The organism is Neiella litorisoli (assembly GCF_014773395.1).
GTDB classification, from domain to species: domain Bacteria; phylum Pseudomonadota; class Gammaproteobacteria; order Enterobacterales; family Neiellaceae; genus Neiella; species Neiella litorisoli.
Window position 1 is genome coordinate 43013 of record NZ_JACXAF010000015.1, and the last position, 17537, is coordinate 60549.

Genomic DNA, 17537 nt, shown 5'->3' on the forward strand with positions numbered 1-17537 from the left:
ACCAAGTTGAACGGTTGCTGAACGAACGCTTCGCTAGATCATCATTGCGATCAGTGTTAATTTAAGGCGCTTTCTAAAACAGCCGGAAAGTGAATCAAACCATGGCCGATCGCGGTTCTCTTATTATTGTCTCTGCGCCCAGTGGCGCCGGAAAGTCCAGCCTGATTGCTGCCATGATCGAAGCTCGCGGCCGCGACAAGGTTCAGGTGTCGATTTCGCACACCACTCGGGCGCCGCGTCCCGGCGAGGTCAACGGCCAGCACTACCATTTCGTCTCACAAAAAGAGTTCATGCAACTGATTGATGATCATGCATTCTTCGAGTGGGCTGGGGTATTCGGCAACTTCTACGGCACCAGCCGTCATGCAGTAGAAGCACAACAGGCACAAGGGGTCGATGTCATGTTCGACATCGACTGGCAAGGTGCCCAGCAAATTCGCAAGCACGAACCAGACGCCATCAGCGTCTTTATTCTGCCGCCAAGCCGAGCCGAACTTGAGCGCCGCTTGCGCAAGCGCGGTACAGATTCTGAAGATGTGATTGCCGGCCGCATGGCAAAAGCAGTGGCAGAAATGTCCCACGTTCATGAGTATGACTATGTCATCGTCAATGACGATTTCGACCAAGCGCTGGAAGAACTGACGGCCATTGTAGTGTCCAGCAGACTGCGTCGCGCTGGACAATCTTTGCGCCACAAAGCTATGCTCAACGAACTACTGGCGGAAGGCGCCTGATTTGGGTAGAATTTCGTCCCTTTTTTGAACAACAGGAGGCCGTCATGGCTCGCGTTACAGTAGAAGATGCCGTTGATAAGATCGGCAACCGTTTTGATTTGGTGTTGGTAGCAGCCCGCCGTGCCCGTCAATTGGCCGTTCAAGGCAAAGATCCTTTGGTTGACGAGAACAACGACAAGCCAACGGTTTTGGCATTGCGTGAAATTGAAGAAGGCTATGTGACCGCTGAGTCACTGGACGCCGAAGAAGCCCGTGAGCAACAAGAGCAAGAAGCTGCTGAAATGGCATCTGTTGCTTCCATCACTCAACCAGGTTTCTAAACCACATTATCGCGGGGTTTGCGCTTGAAATTGTTTGAAGGTCTGAAACAACAGATAGCAGAGTATCTAGATCCCGCCCAGGTCGAGCTGGTACAACAGGCCTATATTGCCAGCCGCGATGCCCACGAAGGGCAGACTCGGTCTAGCGGTGAGCCCTATGTGACTCACCCAGTGGCCGTGACCCGCATTCTCGCTGACATGCGCCTCGATCACGAAGCGCTGATGGCAGCCTTGCTTCATGATGTCATCGAAGACACCCACCTCACCAAAGAAGACTTAGCCGAGCAGTTTAACGAAACGGTGGCTGAGTTGGTTGAGGGCGTGTCGAAACTGGATAAAATCCAATTCGACTCAAAAGAAGAAGCGCAAGCGGAAAACTTCCAGAAAATGGTTATGGCCATGGTGGTCGATATTCGGGTGATCTTGATTAAGCTCGCCGACCGCACCCACAACATGCGTACCATTTTCGCCCTGCGGCCCGATAAACGTCGCCGTATTGCTCGCGAAACCCTCGAAATCTACGCGCCGATTGCCAATCGCCTTGGTATTCACGACATCCGCAACGAGCTTGAAGATCTCGGTTTCGAAGCCATGTACCCCATGCGTCACCGAGTGCTGGGCAACGTGGTTAAACGTGAACGCGGCAATCGCAAGCAAATTACCGAAGCCATCGCTCAGGATATTGCTGGCCGCATTAGCGAAGCGGGGATCCCCGCCAAAGTCAAAGGCCGCGAAAAGCACCTTTTCAGTATCTATCAGAAAATGCGCAATAAAGAATTGCCATTTACTGAAGTCATGGACATCTACGCCTTTCGCGTGATTGTTGATGATGTTGATACCTGCTACCGCGTGTTGGGCTTGGTGCATAGCTTGTTTAAGCCCAAGCTCGGCCGCTTCAAAGATTACATTGCCATTCCCAAAGCCAATGGCTATCAGAGTCTTCACACCTCGCTGATGGGCCCGCATGGAGTGCCAGTGGAAGTTCAAATTCGGACTGAGCACATGGATCAAATGGCCGACCGTGGTGTTGCTGCGCACTGGCTATATAAAGATGAAAGCGAGACGGCTGGCACAACGGCGCAAGTTCGTGCCCGCCGTTGGATGCAGAGCTTGCTAGAGCTGCAACAAAGTGCAGGCTCGTCGTTCGAATTTATTGAAAGCGTTAAGTCCGATCTGTTCCCCGACGAGATTTACTGCTTTACCCCAGATGGCCGCATTCTCGAACTGCCAGAAGGCGCGACCGCGGTTGATTTTGCCTACGCGGTTCACACCGACGTCGGCAACGCCTGCGTTGGTGCCCGGGTCGACCGTCAGCCTCACCCCATTAGTCAGCCACTGGCCACCGGCCAGACAGTCGAGATCATCACCGCCAAAGGTGCCCGACCCAATGCCGCTTGGCTTAACTTTGTCGTCACCAGCCGGGCTCGCATCAAAATCCGTCAGTACCTGAAAAACCTCAAGTCTGAAGAAGCGCTCAAGCTTGGTAAGCGATTACTTACTCATGCGTTGGGCGGCCAAAAATCACTGCAAGACTTTGAACCGGAAATCGTGCAACAGTTGCTGCAAGAATATAAATTCGAGCATGGCGATGAGCTGTTGATCGACATTGGTCTGGGTAAAATCATGAGCCCAGTGATCGCCAAGCGACTCGCTGGCGACCTCAAACTCAGTACCAAAAAGCGCAAACGGCTACCAATTATCGGTGCCGAAGGCGTACTCACCACCTTTGGTAAATGTTGCCGACCAATCCCTGGCGATCCGATCATCGCTTATATGAGTAAGGATCGGGGTCTGGTCATTCATCACGACCAATGCGCCAATGTTCGTGGTTATCAAAATGAGCCCGACAAATACATTGCCGTGCGTTGGGATGATGAGCACGAACAAGGTGACGAATACCTCACCGAGCTGCGTGTAGAAATGATGAATCACCAAGGCGCGCTGGCGACATTGACCTCGATTGTAGCTAACTGCGGCTCCAACATTCAGGGCATCAGCAGCGACGAAAAAGACGGTCGCCTCTACAGCGTGAATTTAGTAATCACCACCACCAGCAGGATCCAACTGGCCAATGTCATGCGCCGTATTCGCGTCATGCCAGAGGTGGTGAAAGTCGTTCGCAATCGTAACTAACCCTCAGATCAGGAAGCATCATGAGCAAAACTGTTATTTCTACCGACGCTGCACCAGCAGCCATCGGCACCTACTCGCAGGCCATCAATCACAACGGCACCGTGTATCTGTCTGGCCAAATTCCGTTGGTTCCAGCCACCATGGAATTAATCAGTGACGATTTTGAAGAACAAACAGTTCAGGTATTTGAAAATCTCAAAGCCGTCTTGGCTGCCGCTGGCGGCACACTGAATGACATGGTCAAAGTGCAGATTTATCTGACCGATTTGAGCAACTTTGCCAAAGTAAACGAAGTCATGGCGCGCTACTTTGAGCAGCCATACCCTGCCCGTGCTGCGATTGGTATCAATCAATTGCCACGCGGCGCGCAAGTTGAAATTGACGGTGTTGCCGTCGTCTAATTGCGCTCAACAGCCACCTTGAAACACGCAGCTCAGGCTGCGTGTTTTTGTTTGCGAAAAGATAGAGAAACACCATGGCCACTGATGCCCGTTTTGAACGCATTAACTCTGTTTTAGATTGTCGTCAGATGGACCTGACTGTGCTGATGGAGCACGTCAACAAACCGCATAACCTATCAGCCATCGTTCGCACCGCCGATGCCGTTGGTGTTCATGATCTCCATGCCATTTGGGAAGACTCTGAGCTGGAACGTTCTAACTTTTACAGCTCCGGTAGCAATAACTGGACTCGCGTCCACCGCCAGCCTGATATCGATACAGCGGTCAATCAACTCAAACAAAGTGGCATGCAAATCCTCGCCACCCATTTAAGCGATACAGCAATTGATTTTCGCGAGGTGGATTACACCAAACCGACAGCGATTGTTTTGGGCACTGAGCGATTCGGCATTTCCGAGCGAGCACTCGAGCTGGCCGACCAACACATTGTGGTGCCGATGATGGGCATGGTGCAGTCATTGAATGTATCAGTCGCCAGCGCCATCATTCTGTATGAAGCACAGCGCCAACGCGCCTTGGCGGGCATGTATGAAGCGTCGCAAGGCGTTGAGCCGGAAGAAAAGCAACGCCTGTTGTTTGAAGGCTGCCACGAAATCCTTGCCAAACGCTGCCGTCAAAAGGGTCTCCCGTATCCGCGCGTCGATGACAAAGGTGATGTGCAGGCCAGTGATGACTGGTGGCAAGTCATGCGATCCCCAAGCAAGTAATCAGCTGACAAGTAGCCCCACGGCAATTCCAACAAGGTCGATAGCAATTTGCGCGGTGTCGCTGATTTTTAGCAAGCAACAGGCTATATTGAAAGTCACGAAGGGAATCAATCGGTTAGCGCTTTCTGCCAACGCCAAGCCTAAAGGACATAGGCGAACACTTTCCGAAACCATCCCCATTATCAAAAGAGGTATACAGCCGCCCCTATCTGGGTAGTTCGGATTCGGTATACCTACTAAGCGTTAGTGCTACACAGGAGGTAAATTTTGAGTACAAACGAAAGCGTTCAGTTTCACCTTCGGTTTGTAAAAGAGAAACACAAAGAATTAGTTTCATCTCTAGACGATTTGGTAATAGCTCTTGTTGGAGAAAATGTAGAAAACAAAAAATCTAAGGCTGAGATAGCGTTTCGAAAAACGAAAGACCTCCAAGCTTCCATAGCTAAAACTGATGCTCCTCCTTGGCTTGGCAGTCTTTCCACTGGCCTTAACTATTTCATTGGTCCTACTTGGAACCAAAATCACATGATAGATCACCTGATTAAAAATATTGAATTGATCAGAAATCATGTGTGGAAGTTTGAGAACCCAAGTGAGTCGGCTTTTGACTTCGATTCAATTTATGAGCATTACCGTGCTGAAAGTAGGCTTCCTGAGCTTTTTGATGAGATAGTTAGCATACTAGAAGAGATTGAAAAATCTGGAGTGGTTGACAGCCTCACGATGATGAAAGGATTGGGTAAAGTAATTGCTACTCTGAAAAAAAATAGAGACGGCTCCTACTTCTCAATCAATAGTGCCTGGGAGTTTTTGGTCTCTTTTTTGAAGAACTATATGTGGGCTGAACTATCCAACATCCCAATGCTGGGGACAGCCATGGAAGCCCTCGAGAAAACTATAAAAGAGACCAGTGATGAAATGTTCAAAGTCCACACAAGTGTGGAAAAAGAGATGAGAACAGTTGTTGAAGGTGAGGTCAAAGGCTTGAGAGATAAATCATCTTTCAACTTTGTATCCTATGACAAGCAAGGCCTCTCTTTACTTGGCGAGCCTTCATCAGCACTGTCGGTTAACGAAAAAGTGTAGCACTAACAAACGCATCAAGTCGCTCGCAAGCTCGCTGGGACATCAAAACTACGCGGCGACTAGTTTTGGTGCTTCGCCCAAGTTTAACCAATCGCCGCTTAAGTTTTTCTGTCCCTTATGCGGGCTACATGGACGGCTCCGGTTGTCAAACAACAGCTATAATTGAATGGATAGATAGTTGGGACTGCCGCTCTACATTCGGCCTGTTTACTGGCTTTAAGCCATGGCCCTGATGATCTTCGCTAGGTGTGGGGCCTCATTCGTTAGAAGGCGTATTATCGCCACCCGCATAAACAGGCTTACCCACGAACTGGTTCGAACCGTCTATCATTCAACTGCTATTGCAGTGACCCGGTAGGGTTAACTCGTAAAACCTCGTTCATATGCCGCCGCGCTAGGCGGTATATGTTTGATAATCAGCTTGTTTGTTTAACATTGCCCAGATGATTCGGGCATTCTTCGCTGCTAACGCAACAATGGCTCGCTTATACCCTCGTCGCTCGTACACGCCTTTCACCCAGATACTTAATCTATCGGTCTTGTTGCCACAATTAGCAATGACGGCTCGCGCACCATCAACCAATAACGTTCGAATGTAGGTATTGCCTTTTTTACTGATGCGACCCATTCGAACCTTGCCACCGGTGGTGTATTGCCTCGGCACTAAGCCCAACCAAGCGGCAAAATCTCTAGCTTTGTCGAATTGCTCACCTTTACCAATGGAGGCCAGAATGGCGGTCGCGGTTTGAGCGCCAACACCTGGCACTTTCATGATGCGCTGCGCTGACGGGCTGGCTTTGACGAGCATACCGAAGCAGTCATTTTGTTCGTTGATGCGTTGATTCAGCACTAACAAATGGTGGTAACAATCATGAATGAGGGCTCGGGCTATATCAGGAAGTTGGTTGTCGGCATCTTCCAATACATCAGGTAGCTTGCGCTCAAGCGTTTCTCGGCTCTTGGGAATAACTAATCCAAACTCGGTTAAGTAAGCCCGTATTTGATTGATAAGCGCAGTTCGTTCTTGCACCCAATGCTGACGAGCACGATGAATCAACATCAATGCTTGCTGCTCGGGTGATTTGATGGTGACGAATCGCGTATGAGGTCGGGTCACCGCTTCGCAAATGGCTCTGGCATCGTTGGCGTCATTCTTCGAGCCGGTGCAATAAGGGGCCACGTATTTAACCGGAATAATCTTCGGGTCGTGCCCAAGCTTAAGCAATTCGCGAGCCCAATAATGAGCGCCGCTGCATGCTTCCATACCGACGAGTGTGGGCGGCATGTTGGCAAATAATTCGAGTAAGTGAGAGCGCTTAACGGTTTTCTTAATCAAGCACTTGCCGGTTAAATCAATGACGTGGATACTGAACACATTCTTGGCCAAATCGAGGCCAGCAATTTGTTGAATGGACATGGATGCCTCCGCTCTGCAATGCCACTTCTCAAGTGTGGCACTTCTCCGGCCTAGGAGCCGTCCATATCATTCGTTAAGTGCCAAGGAAAAGCATGAGACAAGTACTCTTATTCTTATCACTAGTAATGTGGGTATGCTCCGTAAGCGGTGCAACACTAACTCTCGATGAAATAGTTGGTCAGTGGGTGCCTTCTGGAGAAGCACCTCGTTCAGCCACCAACTATGTTTTAACGGTAGCTGCAAACTATTCTGCAACATACACATCCGAGGATGGAAACTTAGTTTTAAAGTGTTCCTTTAAACCAAGTTCATCTCAGAAAAGCATTTTCATTTTTCATTGTTCTAATAACGGAAATCACTTGATCACTCTATCTTTGGGGGGCTGGTCGAAGGAAAATAGTAAGTTGATTTTTGGCTACGAGTATTGGCTTAAGCCCCCAAATACAGGAGATATTTATGGTGGCTTGCCAGTTAGCCTCCGATATAAAAGCACATAGCAAACTGTTCGACATGGCACGCCAAAACTCCGGAAAGCGTCAACTGTTCAGGAAGCAACAATGATCATCGAAGTCACATCATCTCCCTCAAAAGAAAATCTAAAAACGATTAGCGAGGGAATTCAAACCTATAACCAAGACTATATCCCCGACGAGGTTGTCTTTGAGGAAGACACAAAATTCGCTGTTTTTGCTAAAGATGACAACGGGATAGTTCAAGGTGGTATTCGAGCTACCGCATTCTGGAACTATTGTATTATTGAATTGCTTTGGCTATCGCCAGAATCTCGCGGTTCAGGGATTGGTTCTAAACTAATGGCAGCTGCCGAGAACTATGCTTGCGAAAAAGGCTTCAAATACATACGCACTGAAACGTTGAGTTTCCAAGCCCGCCCGTTTTATGAAAAACTCGGCTACAAAGTGTATGGTGAGCTGCCAGACTGTCCCAAAGGCCATACAACCTACTGCCTCGTAAAAGAGTTATAACAAGCCGCTCGATTTTGAGTTCGATGGTTCACTCCCAAACCAGACAGATCACTCACTAAAGCCTGTTGCAGCTTGATGCACTGGTTGTATATCCAGTACACTCGTTACATTGACTGTTCCACCGAGATAAAGGCTTGTCTGCTCATACACTTGCCAAGCTGCCACTGACCGATTTAAAAGGTGTCGGCAAAAGCCTTGCGGCGAAACTTGCCAAAATTAGCTTGGTATCGGTTCAAGATCTGCTCTATCACCTGCCTTTGCGATACGAGGATCGTACCCGCGTTTTTGCTATTGACGATCTATTACCCAATCAAACCGGCACCATCATCGGTGAAATTCTCTCATGTGACATAAAATTCGGCCGCCGCCGCATGCTGGTGGTTCGCGTCAGTGATGGCACCGGTAGCTTAACCCTGCGCTTTTTTAGCTTTAGCGTCAGCCAGAAAAACGGCTTTATCATCGGCAAGCAAATCCGTTGTTTTGGCGAGGTCAAACGCGGTCCGAATGGGCCAGAAATGGTTCACCCCGAATATAAAATTAGCGATAACCTTGACGAGCCGCCGCAGGTTGAAGAAACCCTAACACCGGTTTACCCAACCACCGAAGGCGTGCGCCAAGCGAGTTTGCGCAGCTTAACCGAGCAAGCGTTGCAAATGCTCAGGCGCCACCCGCTGCCCGAGTTAATGCCCGATGGCTTGTACCACAGCCAAATCCAGCTAAACGATGCTATCGCTCTATTACACCGTCCAGGCGCAGATGTATCTGCCACTATGCTGGCCGAAGGCGAACACCCAGCGCAGCAGCGCCTGATCATTGAAGAATTGCTTGCCCATAATCTCAGCATGCAGCAACTCAGGCTGCAACAGCAGCAAGTAGCGGCGCCAGCACTAGCCGCCCAAACACAGCTGCAAAAACAGTTACTGAGCACCTTGCCGTTTGCGCCAACCAATGCCCAGCAACGCGTGGTTCAGGAGATCCAAGCCGATTTAGCGAAACCTCACGCCATGATGCGGCTAGTACAAGGTGATGTTGGTTCGGGTAAAACACTGGTTGCGGTACTCGCAGCGCTATCGGTGATCGGCCACGGTTATCAGGTGGCATTAATGGCGCCAACTGAATTACTCGCCGAACAGCATGCAGCCAATTTTAATAACTGGCTCGAACCGCTCGGCATTTCTGTGGTGTGGCTGGCGGGCAAAACAAAGGGCAAACAGCGACAACAAGCACTGGACGCCATCGCCAATGGCAGTGGCCAAATGATTGTTGGCACTCATGCGCTGTTTCAGGATCAGGTCAGTTTCGCCAAACTAGCACTGGTAATCATCGACGAGCAGCATCGGTTTGGCGTTCATCAGCGATTAACACTGCGAGAAAAAGGCGCGACCGAAGGATTTACGCCGCATCAACTGATCATGACCGCAACGCCGATCCCAAGAACGCTGGCGATGACCGCCTATGCCGACTTAGACACATCAGTAATTGATGAGCTGCCACCAGGCCGAACACCGGTGACAACGGTTGCGCTACCCGATACCCGCCGAGAGCAAGTGTTGGAGCGAGTTCGCTCCGCTTGTATTAACGACAATCGGCAGGTTTATTGGGTTTGCACCCTGATTGAAGAGTCAGAAGTGCTTGAAGCGCAGGCCGCCGAAGATACCCAAGCGGCGCTCACCGAACATTTACCTGAATTACGCATTGGCTTGGTCCATGGCCGAATGAAAGCAGCGGAAAAGCAGCAGGTGATGGCGAGTTTTAAGGCCGGAGAGTTGGATTTATTGGTGGCAACAACCGTGATAGAAGTCGGTGTCGATGTGCCCAATGCCAGCTTGATGGTGATTGAAAACCCAGAGCGCTTGGGCTTAGCCCAATTGCATCAGTTGCGTGGCCGCGTAGGGCGAGGCTCCGTCGCCAGCCATTGTGTATTACTTTATAAAGCGCCACTGTCAAAAACGGCAACCAAGCGCCTCGGCGTATTGCGCGATTCTAATGATGGCTTTGTGATTGCACAGCGTGACCTTGAGATCCGCGGTCCCGGTGAAATTCTGGGTACCAAACAAACCGGTCTAGCCGATTTAAAAATTGCCGATTTAGTCCGTGATCAACACTTGTTGCCACTCATTCACCAGCTTGCCAACCAACTTCATCAACAACACCCTCAGCTTATTCAGCCGCTCATTGACCGCTGGATGGCTGGGCGCAGTCAATTTGGCTCGGCATAAATCGCGCCTGACAAACTTTTTGCGGACATAAAAAAAGCCTCGATTTTATCGAGGCTTTTACTTTGGTGAGGTCTTGCAATGATGACAATTAGGCATCGTTGCGAAGAGCTTGACTGCGACGACGGCTACGGCCAGTGCGACCTACGCTGTAGCTACCTTTTACGCCGAAGATATTCATATTGTCTCTCCTTTGGTTTGTTTTAAGTGACGACTTAAATATACACCAAATTCTAAAAATGAACAGATTTTTTTGAACTTAATCACACTTTTTTTATTTGGTTTGAAAATTAATAAAAACGAGATCTTCATCACTTGTGAAAAAGAAGCCGAAATACCATTAATTTATTCATTAAAACAATTAGTTAGATGTATTTAAACTCGACGTTCTGGTTCTGCTGAGATTTTTATTCGGGTTAGGTTGGTCAGATTTCAGGCAATAAAAAGCCCCGATTCAATCGAGGCTGTTAACGTTGTTTTTGAGTTTGCGCTGGCAGATTAAGCATCGTTGCGAAGTGCTTGGCTGCGACGACGGCTACGACCAGAACGACTGACACTATAGCTACCTTTAACACCAAATATATTCATCTCTTTTCTCTCCTGTTCTTTAGCTTTCGAATGTAAGTATATTACACAAAACCGAGAGATCAAGAATTTATTTGAGATTGATCACATTTATTTCAGCTCTATTCTGTAATTAAATTACACAATAAGACTATTTTGCACTCTCTTGTCTTTCGGCGTAGGAAGGCGGCGGAAAGATCAATCGGTAGTTTTTATAATGTTGAACTGTGTTTTGGGCGAAGACATTAAGGCCGTTCACTTGCCCGCCGAAGCGCATTTTGACCTGCTCTGGAAGAATAAATCCTTGCTCTCGGGCGAACGATAACTCCAGATTGAAGTAAGGAAAGGTAACACCCGCTTTGCTTTCTAGCGGCGCGGTCGACTTGATTATTACCCTATAAATGTGCTGGTGCCTAACGTCAAACCACAGCTCGCCTTCTAAATGGTGCTGCGAATCGACGGTAAAACTCTTAAGGGTGGGTTTAAACCGGTAGTGAGCAGTACTTTCCGTTTGCTGCAACAACTGAAGCGTTGCTGGTTGAATCAATCGGGTTAGCCGATTTTCAACCAAGCTGCGTCGCTCAGATTGGGCAGGTTCAAAACTCTGCAAAAACTGCCATTGCTCATCGATAGATGGTTTGACTCCATCCACAGAGACAAGACTCCAGCCGTTGTCGTGATGTTGGCGCGGCTCATAGCGAACCACTCGAATCTGTTCGTCAGACGCCAGTTCACGGTCGAACGCCCAGCGATGTAGCTCCGCCTCGTCAATCATTAACATACTGTGTTCAATTGCCGCTTGGTTTGCCAAAGCGTTCGCTGAATTCAGCACGAAAGTTAGAATTAACCCAACAACTAGCCAATAAGTCCTTGTCTGCACAGACTTTACTCATTCAAACATTGATAGCAATTGAGTTTAGTTGGCTCTTGCCGCTAATCAAATGGCAATGAGCCTTGCGGTGTGGAAAGTGATTCTGCGTGGGGATTATCTTGTTCTGGGTACAAGATGAATTTGCCGGTGAACTCGGCTGCCAGCTGGCTGCCACAATAAAGCGAAACGGGTACGGTCAGGACGACCTTTTTATCGCGGATCAACGGCCAAATGCTGCCACCGATTTGCTTGCGATTTGATTCCGCCGCAGCGTCACCATCAACAGAATTCAGGTAGCGAATGTCGCCGTGGACTAACATGATGCGAGCGGCAATATTGCGCTCTTTGAGCATCAGATAGAGCAAGCCCCAGCCAGTCAAACTACCCAGAGCATACATACTACCTGCAAACATGCCGCCATGGAGATTGGCGTTGGGAGACGATGGCGCGGTAACACGCAGTTTATCGCCGGTATAGTCTTCGACTGAAATCCCCATTTGGCCGGTCAACGGAATTTGCTCGCGCCAAATAGTGGCTAGTTCATCGCACCATTCGCCGTATTTGGAGTTCGTTGATTTCGGCGTGATGTCTTTTTGCATCTGTTGATGCTTGATTTTGCCGAAGTGGGTTGGCCCTTCACCAACAGCATGATAGCCATTGCGCTGGTAAAACGGCACCGCACCGAGACGAGCATTCATCATCACGCGCTTGATTGAGTTAGCCCGCGCCAGCTCTTCAAGCGTCGCAATCATGCTAGAGCCAATGCCTTTACCACGGTGCTGTTCGCACACCGCCATGTAACGGATTTGTCCTTCATCGGCACTGATTTGATACAGTCTTCCAACAGCTACCGGATTGCCTTTGCGATCCAGTATCATGCGGTGCTGACTGTACTGATCATATTCGTCTTTTTCCGAGCCTTTGGGTAAATTAAACGGCGCGCGAAGCTGCTCCCATCGGAACTGGTAGTATTTTTCGAAATCTGTTTCCGAGACCGGCTCGATGACCTTGTACATGCAGCAAATACTCCGGTTCACTAAACCGTTTAACGTTAGGAAAATTCAATGCCTTCAATTAATTGGCAAGAAGTAACCCGCCACGGCAGTATTGTCCGCTTAATTCGGCAGGGTGACCACTGTATTAAGGTTAAGGAAAACGATCAATATCGTTGGCTGGAAATTGATGGGATCATGCAAAGTTTGATGAAGTTGAACGAACCGGCCAATCCAACCCTGCCACCTCACCAAGCAATCAGCCAAATTTTTCCACCGGCAAAGTCTGCTGGCGTGGCCTTAGAGCTGGGACTTGGGGGCGGCACCATGCAGCGTTACTTCGCCCATCATCGCCCCAACTGGCAACTCACCTCGGTCGAAATTGATCCACTGATCCTCGAGCTGTTCCGCGAACATTTCGCCCCGCCACAATCGAACAACAGCTCAATATTGGAGCGCGCTGAGCGGATTATCACCCGTTTTGATGACAACTCAGTGAATGGCTTAATTATTGATATTTGCACCGACGAAGGGCTGCCAGAGTTTCTATCGGATCGCTACTTTTGGTTCGAAGTGGAGCGCGTGTTAGCGCACAATCCAACCGTTGCAGTCAACCTGATCCCCAAAGACGAGCAAGAGTGGCTTAGAGTCACCGACCTGATGCGAGCGATTCTCAGCGTGCCGCTGGGTTGGATCCAAATCCCTAACCACCTTAATATGTTGGTTGTCTCAGAACCTGAAGCAGCGGATTAAACCTGCAACCAAAACGTGACCGGACCATCATTGAGTAATGATACTTTCATATCGGCAGCGAACTGGCCGGTTTCGGTGGTGACTCGCTCAGCACAGGCCTTGGCAAACTTCTGATACAAGTCATTGGCAAAGTCGCCTGATGCTGCTGATGAGAAGCTTGGTCGGTTACCTTTTCGAGTATCGGCGGGTAAGGTAAATTGCGAAACCACCAGAGCAGAGCCGCCAGCTTGCTGAACATTCAAGTTCATCTTGCCTTGTTCGTCCTCGAATACGCGGTAGTTGCACACTCGCTCGGCCAAACGCTTAGCTTTGGCTTCATCGTCCGTCTTTTCAACGCCAAGGAAAATCAGTAGGCCCGCATCGATTTTTCCGACCACCTGTTCATCAACGACCACTTGTGCATGTTGCACACGCTGAATTAACGCAATCACTCGGTTACTTCCTCTTGTTCTGCCCGCTCGCCCAATGTGGCGGTAAATTCCGCCCCAAGCAGCACGATATACCAAGATAAATACACCCAAACGAAAATAATAGGTACTGCCGCCAAGGCGCCATAAATGGCCTGATAGGACGCAAAGTGAGCAATGTACAAAGCAAAGCCGCGTTTGCCTACTTCAAACAGGAACGCCGTTAACAGCGCCCCATACAGGCCATGCTTCCACTTCACTTCCTTGTTCGGCACCAACAAATAGAGCAACATAAAAATAAGCGTTGAGAGCACAAACGGCAGCACTTTGAGCATTTGTGTTTTCAGCCAACTAACGTCTTCCATCACATTTAAGCTGACTAAATAAGAGGTCGCCGCCAAACTGACACTGGCGAGGATCGGGCCAAGTGTCAGCACCATCCAATAAATCGACAACGACATTGCCAAGCGGCGTTTTTGTTTGACTCGCCAAATCCGGTTCAGCGCGGTATCAATCGCCGACATCAACATAAACGCAACAAACACCAAGGCCAGAATACCAATGGAAGTGGCTTTTGAGGCGTTGTTAACGAAGTCATTCATGTACTGTGCAACGACTTCACTGGCGGTCGGAACAAAGTTTTCGTAGACAAAGGCTTCGATTTCACCACGCAGCTCTTCAAACACCGGAAAGGCAGAGAACATGGCGAATGACACGGCAATCATCGGCACCAATGACAACAAGGTGACGTAAGCTAAGTGGCCGGCTGTAATCGAAACCTGATCGGCACTACAACGTTGGAAAAAGTGCTTAAGCACATCCAGAGCCCTAAGCCCTGCGTGCAACAGGTATTGGAATATTTTTTGCCGATCGAACGACTTAAACGCATTCATCATGAAGCTCAATTTGGTTGGGCGGAAATATCTGCAAAAATAGTAACAATTCAGTGGCTTTTGCGTCACTGTCAATTCAGGTTAAGCTAACTAAAGTGAAAGTGATAGCGAGTTACAAGGATAAAACAATATGTCAGGTCAAGGTTCAGGCGGCAACGTCGTTGCTGCATTGTGTAGCTTTTTCATCCCAGGTTTAGGGCAACTGGTTCAAGGACGAATTATTCCAGCAATTTTATTCTTCCTAGTGATCGGTGCCTGCTACATCGGCTGGGTTCTGGTGGTGCCGGGCATTATCGGCCTGTTCATTCACTTGTGGTGTATTATTGATGCAGCGAAATACAAAGGTCCGGCAGGAGGATAGCCCCATGTATAAAGCTCTTATTGCAGCCAGTTTGCTTTTGTTAGCTGGCTGCGAAAGCACCTACTATTCAGCCATGGAATCGGTTGGTGTTCACAAACGTGACATCATGGTCGATCGCGTCGAAGAAGCGCGTGATGCTCAGTCAGATGCACAACAAGAATTCCAATCAGCGTTGGAGCAATTTCAGGCACTAACCAATTTTGACGGTGGCGATTTGCAACGCATGTATGAATCGGTCAGCGATGCCTACGACGATAGCGCCGCTTCTGCCGCTCAAGTCAGCAAACGCATTGACGATGTCGAAAGCGTGGCCGATGCCTTGTTTGAAGAATGGCAAGACGAGCTCGATCAAATCAGCAACGATCGCTTACGCCGCGATAGTGCAAGCAAGCTGAAAGCTACGGAGCGTAACTATAAGAGTTTGATTCGCTCTATGCGTCGCGCCGAAGCAAAGATGGATCCGGTACTCACTGCCTTGAAGGACAACATGTTGTACCTCAAGCACAACCTGAATGCAGCGGCAATTGGCTCGCTCGATCAGGAATATAAATCGATCAAGAGTGACATTGATGCGCTGATTGCTGAGATGAACGCGTCGATTAGTAGCTCAAATGAGTTTATTGAGAGTTTACGCGGGAACTAACCATCAATCCCCGCAACCAAAAAGGAGCACTATTTAGTGCTCCTTTTTTCATGCTTGGTTCGCTTCGAATTAGATGCGACCGGCGCGCTTGCGATCGCTTTCAGTCAGTAACTTCTTGCGAATGCGAATGCTTTCTGGCGTCACTTCAACCAGTTCGTCATCATTGATGAATTCCAGCGCTTGTTCCAAGGTGTAAACTACCGGCGGTGTTAACACTTGCGCATCATCCGTACCGGATGCACGGACGTTAGTCAATTGCTTACCTTTCAGGCAGTTAACGGTTAGGTCATTGTCACGGCTGTGAATACCGATGATCTGGCCTTCGTACACCTCATCAGCGTGCTTGGCAAATAGCTTGCCGCGCTCTTGCAGATTGAACAGGGCATAGGTCAACGCTTTACCAGTTGCATTCGAGATCAATACGCCATTGTTACGCTGACCGATAATGCCACCTTTGTACGGACCATAATGGTCGAAGGTGTGATAGAGCAAACCCGAGCCTGAAGTCATAGTCATGAATTCAGTTTGGAAGCCAATCAAGCCACGGCTTGGGATCATGAAATCAAGACGAACACGGCCCTTGCCATCTGGTGTCATATTGCTCATCTCGGCTTTGCGCAAGCCAAGTTGCTCCATGACGGAGCCCTGATGCTCATCTTCAATGTCAACGGTCAGTGTTTCGTACGGCTCGAGCTTTTCACCATTTTCTTCTTTGATGATTACCTCAGGGCGCGATACCGCCAACTCAAAGCCTTCACGACGCATGTTTTCAATCAAGATGCCTAAGTGCAGCTCACCGCGGCCAGAAACACGGAATTTGTCCGGATCATCGGTCTCTTCAACACGCAGGGCAACGTTGTGAACCAACTCTTGCTCCAAACGCTCAAGGATGTTGCGCGAGGTAACGTACTTACCTTCTTTACCTGCAAATGGAGAGGTGTTGACCTGGAACGTCATGGTCACAGTCGGCTCATCAACGCTCAGTGGCGGCAATGCTTCAACTGTATTCTGATCGCAAATGGTGTCAGAGATCTTCAGTTCACCCAGACCTGTAATGGCAATGATGTCGCCAGCATGGGCTTCAGTGACTTGATGGCGCTCTAGGCCCAGATAGCCCAGTACTTGGCCAACCTTGCCGTTACGAGTTTTGCCATCAGCACCCACGATAGTGACTTGTTGATTGACTTTGGCGGTACCGCGTTTGATACGACCAATACCAATAACACCAACATAAGAGCTGTAGTCCAGCTGCGAGATTTGCATTTGCAGCGGGCCAGCAGCATCGGCCTCTGGTGGCTCAACGTTGTCAATAATGGCCTGGAATAATGGCTCCATTGAATCAGATTCTTGATCCATATCGAGCGTCGCCCAACCGTTGATGGCCGAGGCGTACACAGTGATGAAGTCTAATTGCTCATCAGTTGCATCTAGGTTATCGAACAAGTCAAAAACTTGGTCCATGACCCAATCAGGACGAGCACCAGGCTTATCGACCTTATTGATGACAACAATTGGCTTCAAACCGCGAGCAAATGCTTTTTGCGTTACAAAGCGAGTTTGCGGCATCGGGCCATCAACCGCATCAACCAGCAACAGCACGCAATCAACCATCGACATCACGCGCTCTACTTCACCGCCGAAATCGGCGTGGCCCGGAGTGTCGACGATATTAACGTGGTAACCGTTCCACTCGATGGCGGTGTTTTTCGCCAGAATGGTAATACCGCGTTCTTTTTCCAAATCATTGGAATCCATGACGCGTTCGCCTGAGTCGGCGCGCACGTCTAATGTGCCCGACTGCTGCAACAGCTTATCAACCAAAGTGGTCTTACCATGGTCAACGTGGGCAATGATCGCGATATTGCGAATTTGTTTGGTTTGCATGTGCTTTTTACTCTGTCATCTCAGCAAGTGCTGGCGAGGCGAGCGAATTCGCAGCTCTGGCCAGTAGCGTTAGCGACATAATCATAGTTATGCCTCATCTTTGGGTGCGTAT

The 17537-nt window shown here is 49.1% G+C and carries 17 protein-coding genes; 11 read left to right on the forward strand and 6 right to left on the reverse strand.

Features of this window, described 5'->3' with window-relative positions:
* The first annotated feature begins 101 nt into the window (after positions 1-101).
* The 6 genes from gmk (at position 102) to IC617_RS12070 (ending at position 5441) form a co-directional block, all read left to right on the forward strand.
* The gene (gene gmk / locus IC617_RS12045) at positions 102-734 is read left to right on the forward strand and encodes a guanylate kinase (RefSeq protein WP_191145303.1); all 633 of its coding nucleotides are present in this window, start codon (positions 102-104) and stop codon (positions 732-734) included.
* Positions 735-778: 44 nt separating this feature from the next.
* Positions 779-1054: a DNA-directed RNA polymerase subunit omega gene (gene rpoZ / locus IC617_RS12050; protein WP_087507052.1), complete on the forward strand. Its 276-nt coding sequence runs from the start codon at positions 779-781 to the stop codon at positions 1052-1054.
* 24 nt (positions 1055-1078) lie between these two features.
* Positions 1079-3187 (forward strand): bifunctional GTP diphosphokinase/guanosine-3',5'-bis pyrophosphate 3'-pyrophosphohydrolase, encoded by a 2109-nt coding sequence (gene spoT, locus IC617_RS12055; RefSeq protein WP_191145235.1) that lies wholly within the window; start codon positions 1079-1081, stop codon positions 3185-3187.
* A gap of 20 nt (positions 3188-3207) precedes the next feature.
* Positions 3208-3588, forward strand: a complete 381-nt coding sequence (locus IC617_RS12060) for a RidA family protein (RefSeq protein WP_191145236.1) — start codon at positions 3208-3210, stop codon at positions 3586-3588.
* A gap of 74 nt (positions 3589-3662) precedes the next feature.
* Positions 3663-4355, forward strand: a complete 693-nt coding sequence (gene trmH / locus IC617_RS12065; protein ID WP_191145237.1) for a tRNA (guanosine(18)-2'-O)-methyltransferase TrmH — start codon at positions 3663-3665, stop codon at positions 4353-4355.
* 267 nt (positions 4356-4622) lie between these two features.
* Positions 4623-5441 carry a hypothetical protein gene (locus tag IC617_RS12070; protein WP_191145238.1) on the forward strand — a complete coding sequence of 273 codons (819 nt, stop codon included), beginning with the start codon at positions 4623-4625 and terminating at the stop codon, positions 5439-5441.
* A gap of 394 nt (positions 5442-5835) precedes the next feature.
* Here the strand turns inward: IC617_RS12070 and IC617_RS12075 are convergent, their stop codons facing one another.
* Positions 5836-6858 carry an IS110 family RNA-guided transposase gene (locus IC617_RS12075; protein ID WP_191145239.1) on the reverse strand — a complete coding sequence of 341 codons (1023 nt, stop codon included), beginning with the start codon at positions 6856-6858 and terminating at the stop codon, positions 5836-5838.
* Between the two features lie 557 nt (positions 6859-7415).
* Between IC617_RS12075 and IC617_RS12080 the strand changes: the two genes are divergently transcribed.
* Positions 7416-7841 carry a GNAT family N-acetyltransferase gene (locus IC617_RS12080; RefSeq protein WP_191145240.1) on the forward strand — a complete coding sequence of 142 codons (426 nt, stop codon included), beginning with the start codon at positions 7416-7418 and terminating at the stop codon, positions 7839-7841.
* Between the two features lie 134 nt (positions 7842-7975).
* The gene (gene recG, locus IC617_RS12085; RefSeq protein WP_191145241.1) at positions 7976-10060 is read left to right on the forward strand and encodes an ATP-dependent DNA helicase RecG; all 2085 of its coding nucleotides are present in this window, start codon (positions 7976-7978) and stop codon (positions 10058-10060) included.
* A gap of 712 nt (positions 10061-10772) precedes the next feature.
* Here the strand turns inward: recG and IC617_RS12090 are convergent.
* Complete coding sequence (locus tag IC617_RS12090) at positions 10773-11402, reverse strand: hypothetical protein (protein ID WP_191145242.1); 630 nt, start codon at positions 11400-11402, stop codon at positions 10773-10775.
* A gap of 152 nt (positions 11403-11554) precedes the next feature.
* On the reverse strand, positions 11555-12508 hold the full coding sequence (locus IC617_RS12095) for a bifunctional GNAT family N-acetyltransferase/hotdog fold thioesterase (protein WP_191145243.1): 954 nt from the start codon (positions 12506-12508) through the stop codon (positions 11555-11557).
* 48 nt (positions 12509-12556) lie between these two features.
* Between IC617_RS12095 and IC617_RS12100 the strand changes: the two genes are divergently transcribed.
* Positions 12557-13237 (forward strand): spermidine synthase, encoded by a 681-nt coding sequence (locus tag IC617_RS12100; protein WP_191145244.1) that lies wholly within the window; start codon positions 12557-12559, stop codon positions 13235-13237.
* Here the strand turns inward: IC617_RS12100 and dtd are convergent.
* Together dtd and IC617_RS12110 are read right to left on the reverse strand one after the other, a co-directional pair.
* On the reverse strand, positions 13234-13668 hold the full coding sequence (gene dtd, locus IC617_RS12105) for a D-aminoacyl-tRNA deacylase (RefSeq protein WP_191145245.1): 435 nt from the start codon (positions 13666-13668) through the stop codon (positions 13234-13236). The genes IC617_RS12100 and dtd overlap by 4 nt on opposite strands.
* Positions 13665-14540, reverse strand: a complete 876-nt coding sequence (locus tag IC617_RS12110; protein WP_369410399.1) for a virulence factor BrkB family protein — start codon at positions 14538-14540, stop codon at positions 13665-13667. The genes dtd and IC617_RS12110 overlap by 4 nt, the downstream gene beginning before the upstream one ends.
* Before the next feature lie 127 nt (positions 14541-14667).
* Between IC617_RS12110 and IC617_RS12115 the strand changes: the two genes are divergently transcribed.
* Positions 14668-14898, forward strand: a complete 231-nt coding sequence (locus IC617_RS12115; protein WP_191145246.1) for a hypothetical protein — start codon at positions 14668-14670, stop codon at positions 14896-14898.
* A gap of 4 nt (positions 14899-14902) precedes the next feature.
* A complete protein-coding gene (locus IC617_RS12120; protein ID WP_191145247.1) occupies positions 14903-15541 on the forward strand; it encodes a DUF2959 domain-containing protein in 639 nt (212 codons plus the stop codon).
* A 69-nt stretch (positions 15542-15610) separates the two neighbouring features.
* On the opposite strand, the gene typA is transcribed toward IC617_RS12120, so the two are convergent.
* Entirely contained in the window at positions 15611-17425 is a 1815-nt protein-coding gene (gene typA / locus IC617_RS12125) for a translational GTPase TypA (RefSeq protein WP_191145248.1), read from the reverse strand.
* Between the last annotated feature and the right edge of the window lie 112 nt (positions 17426-17537).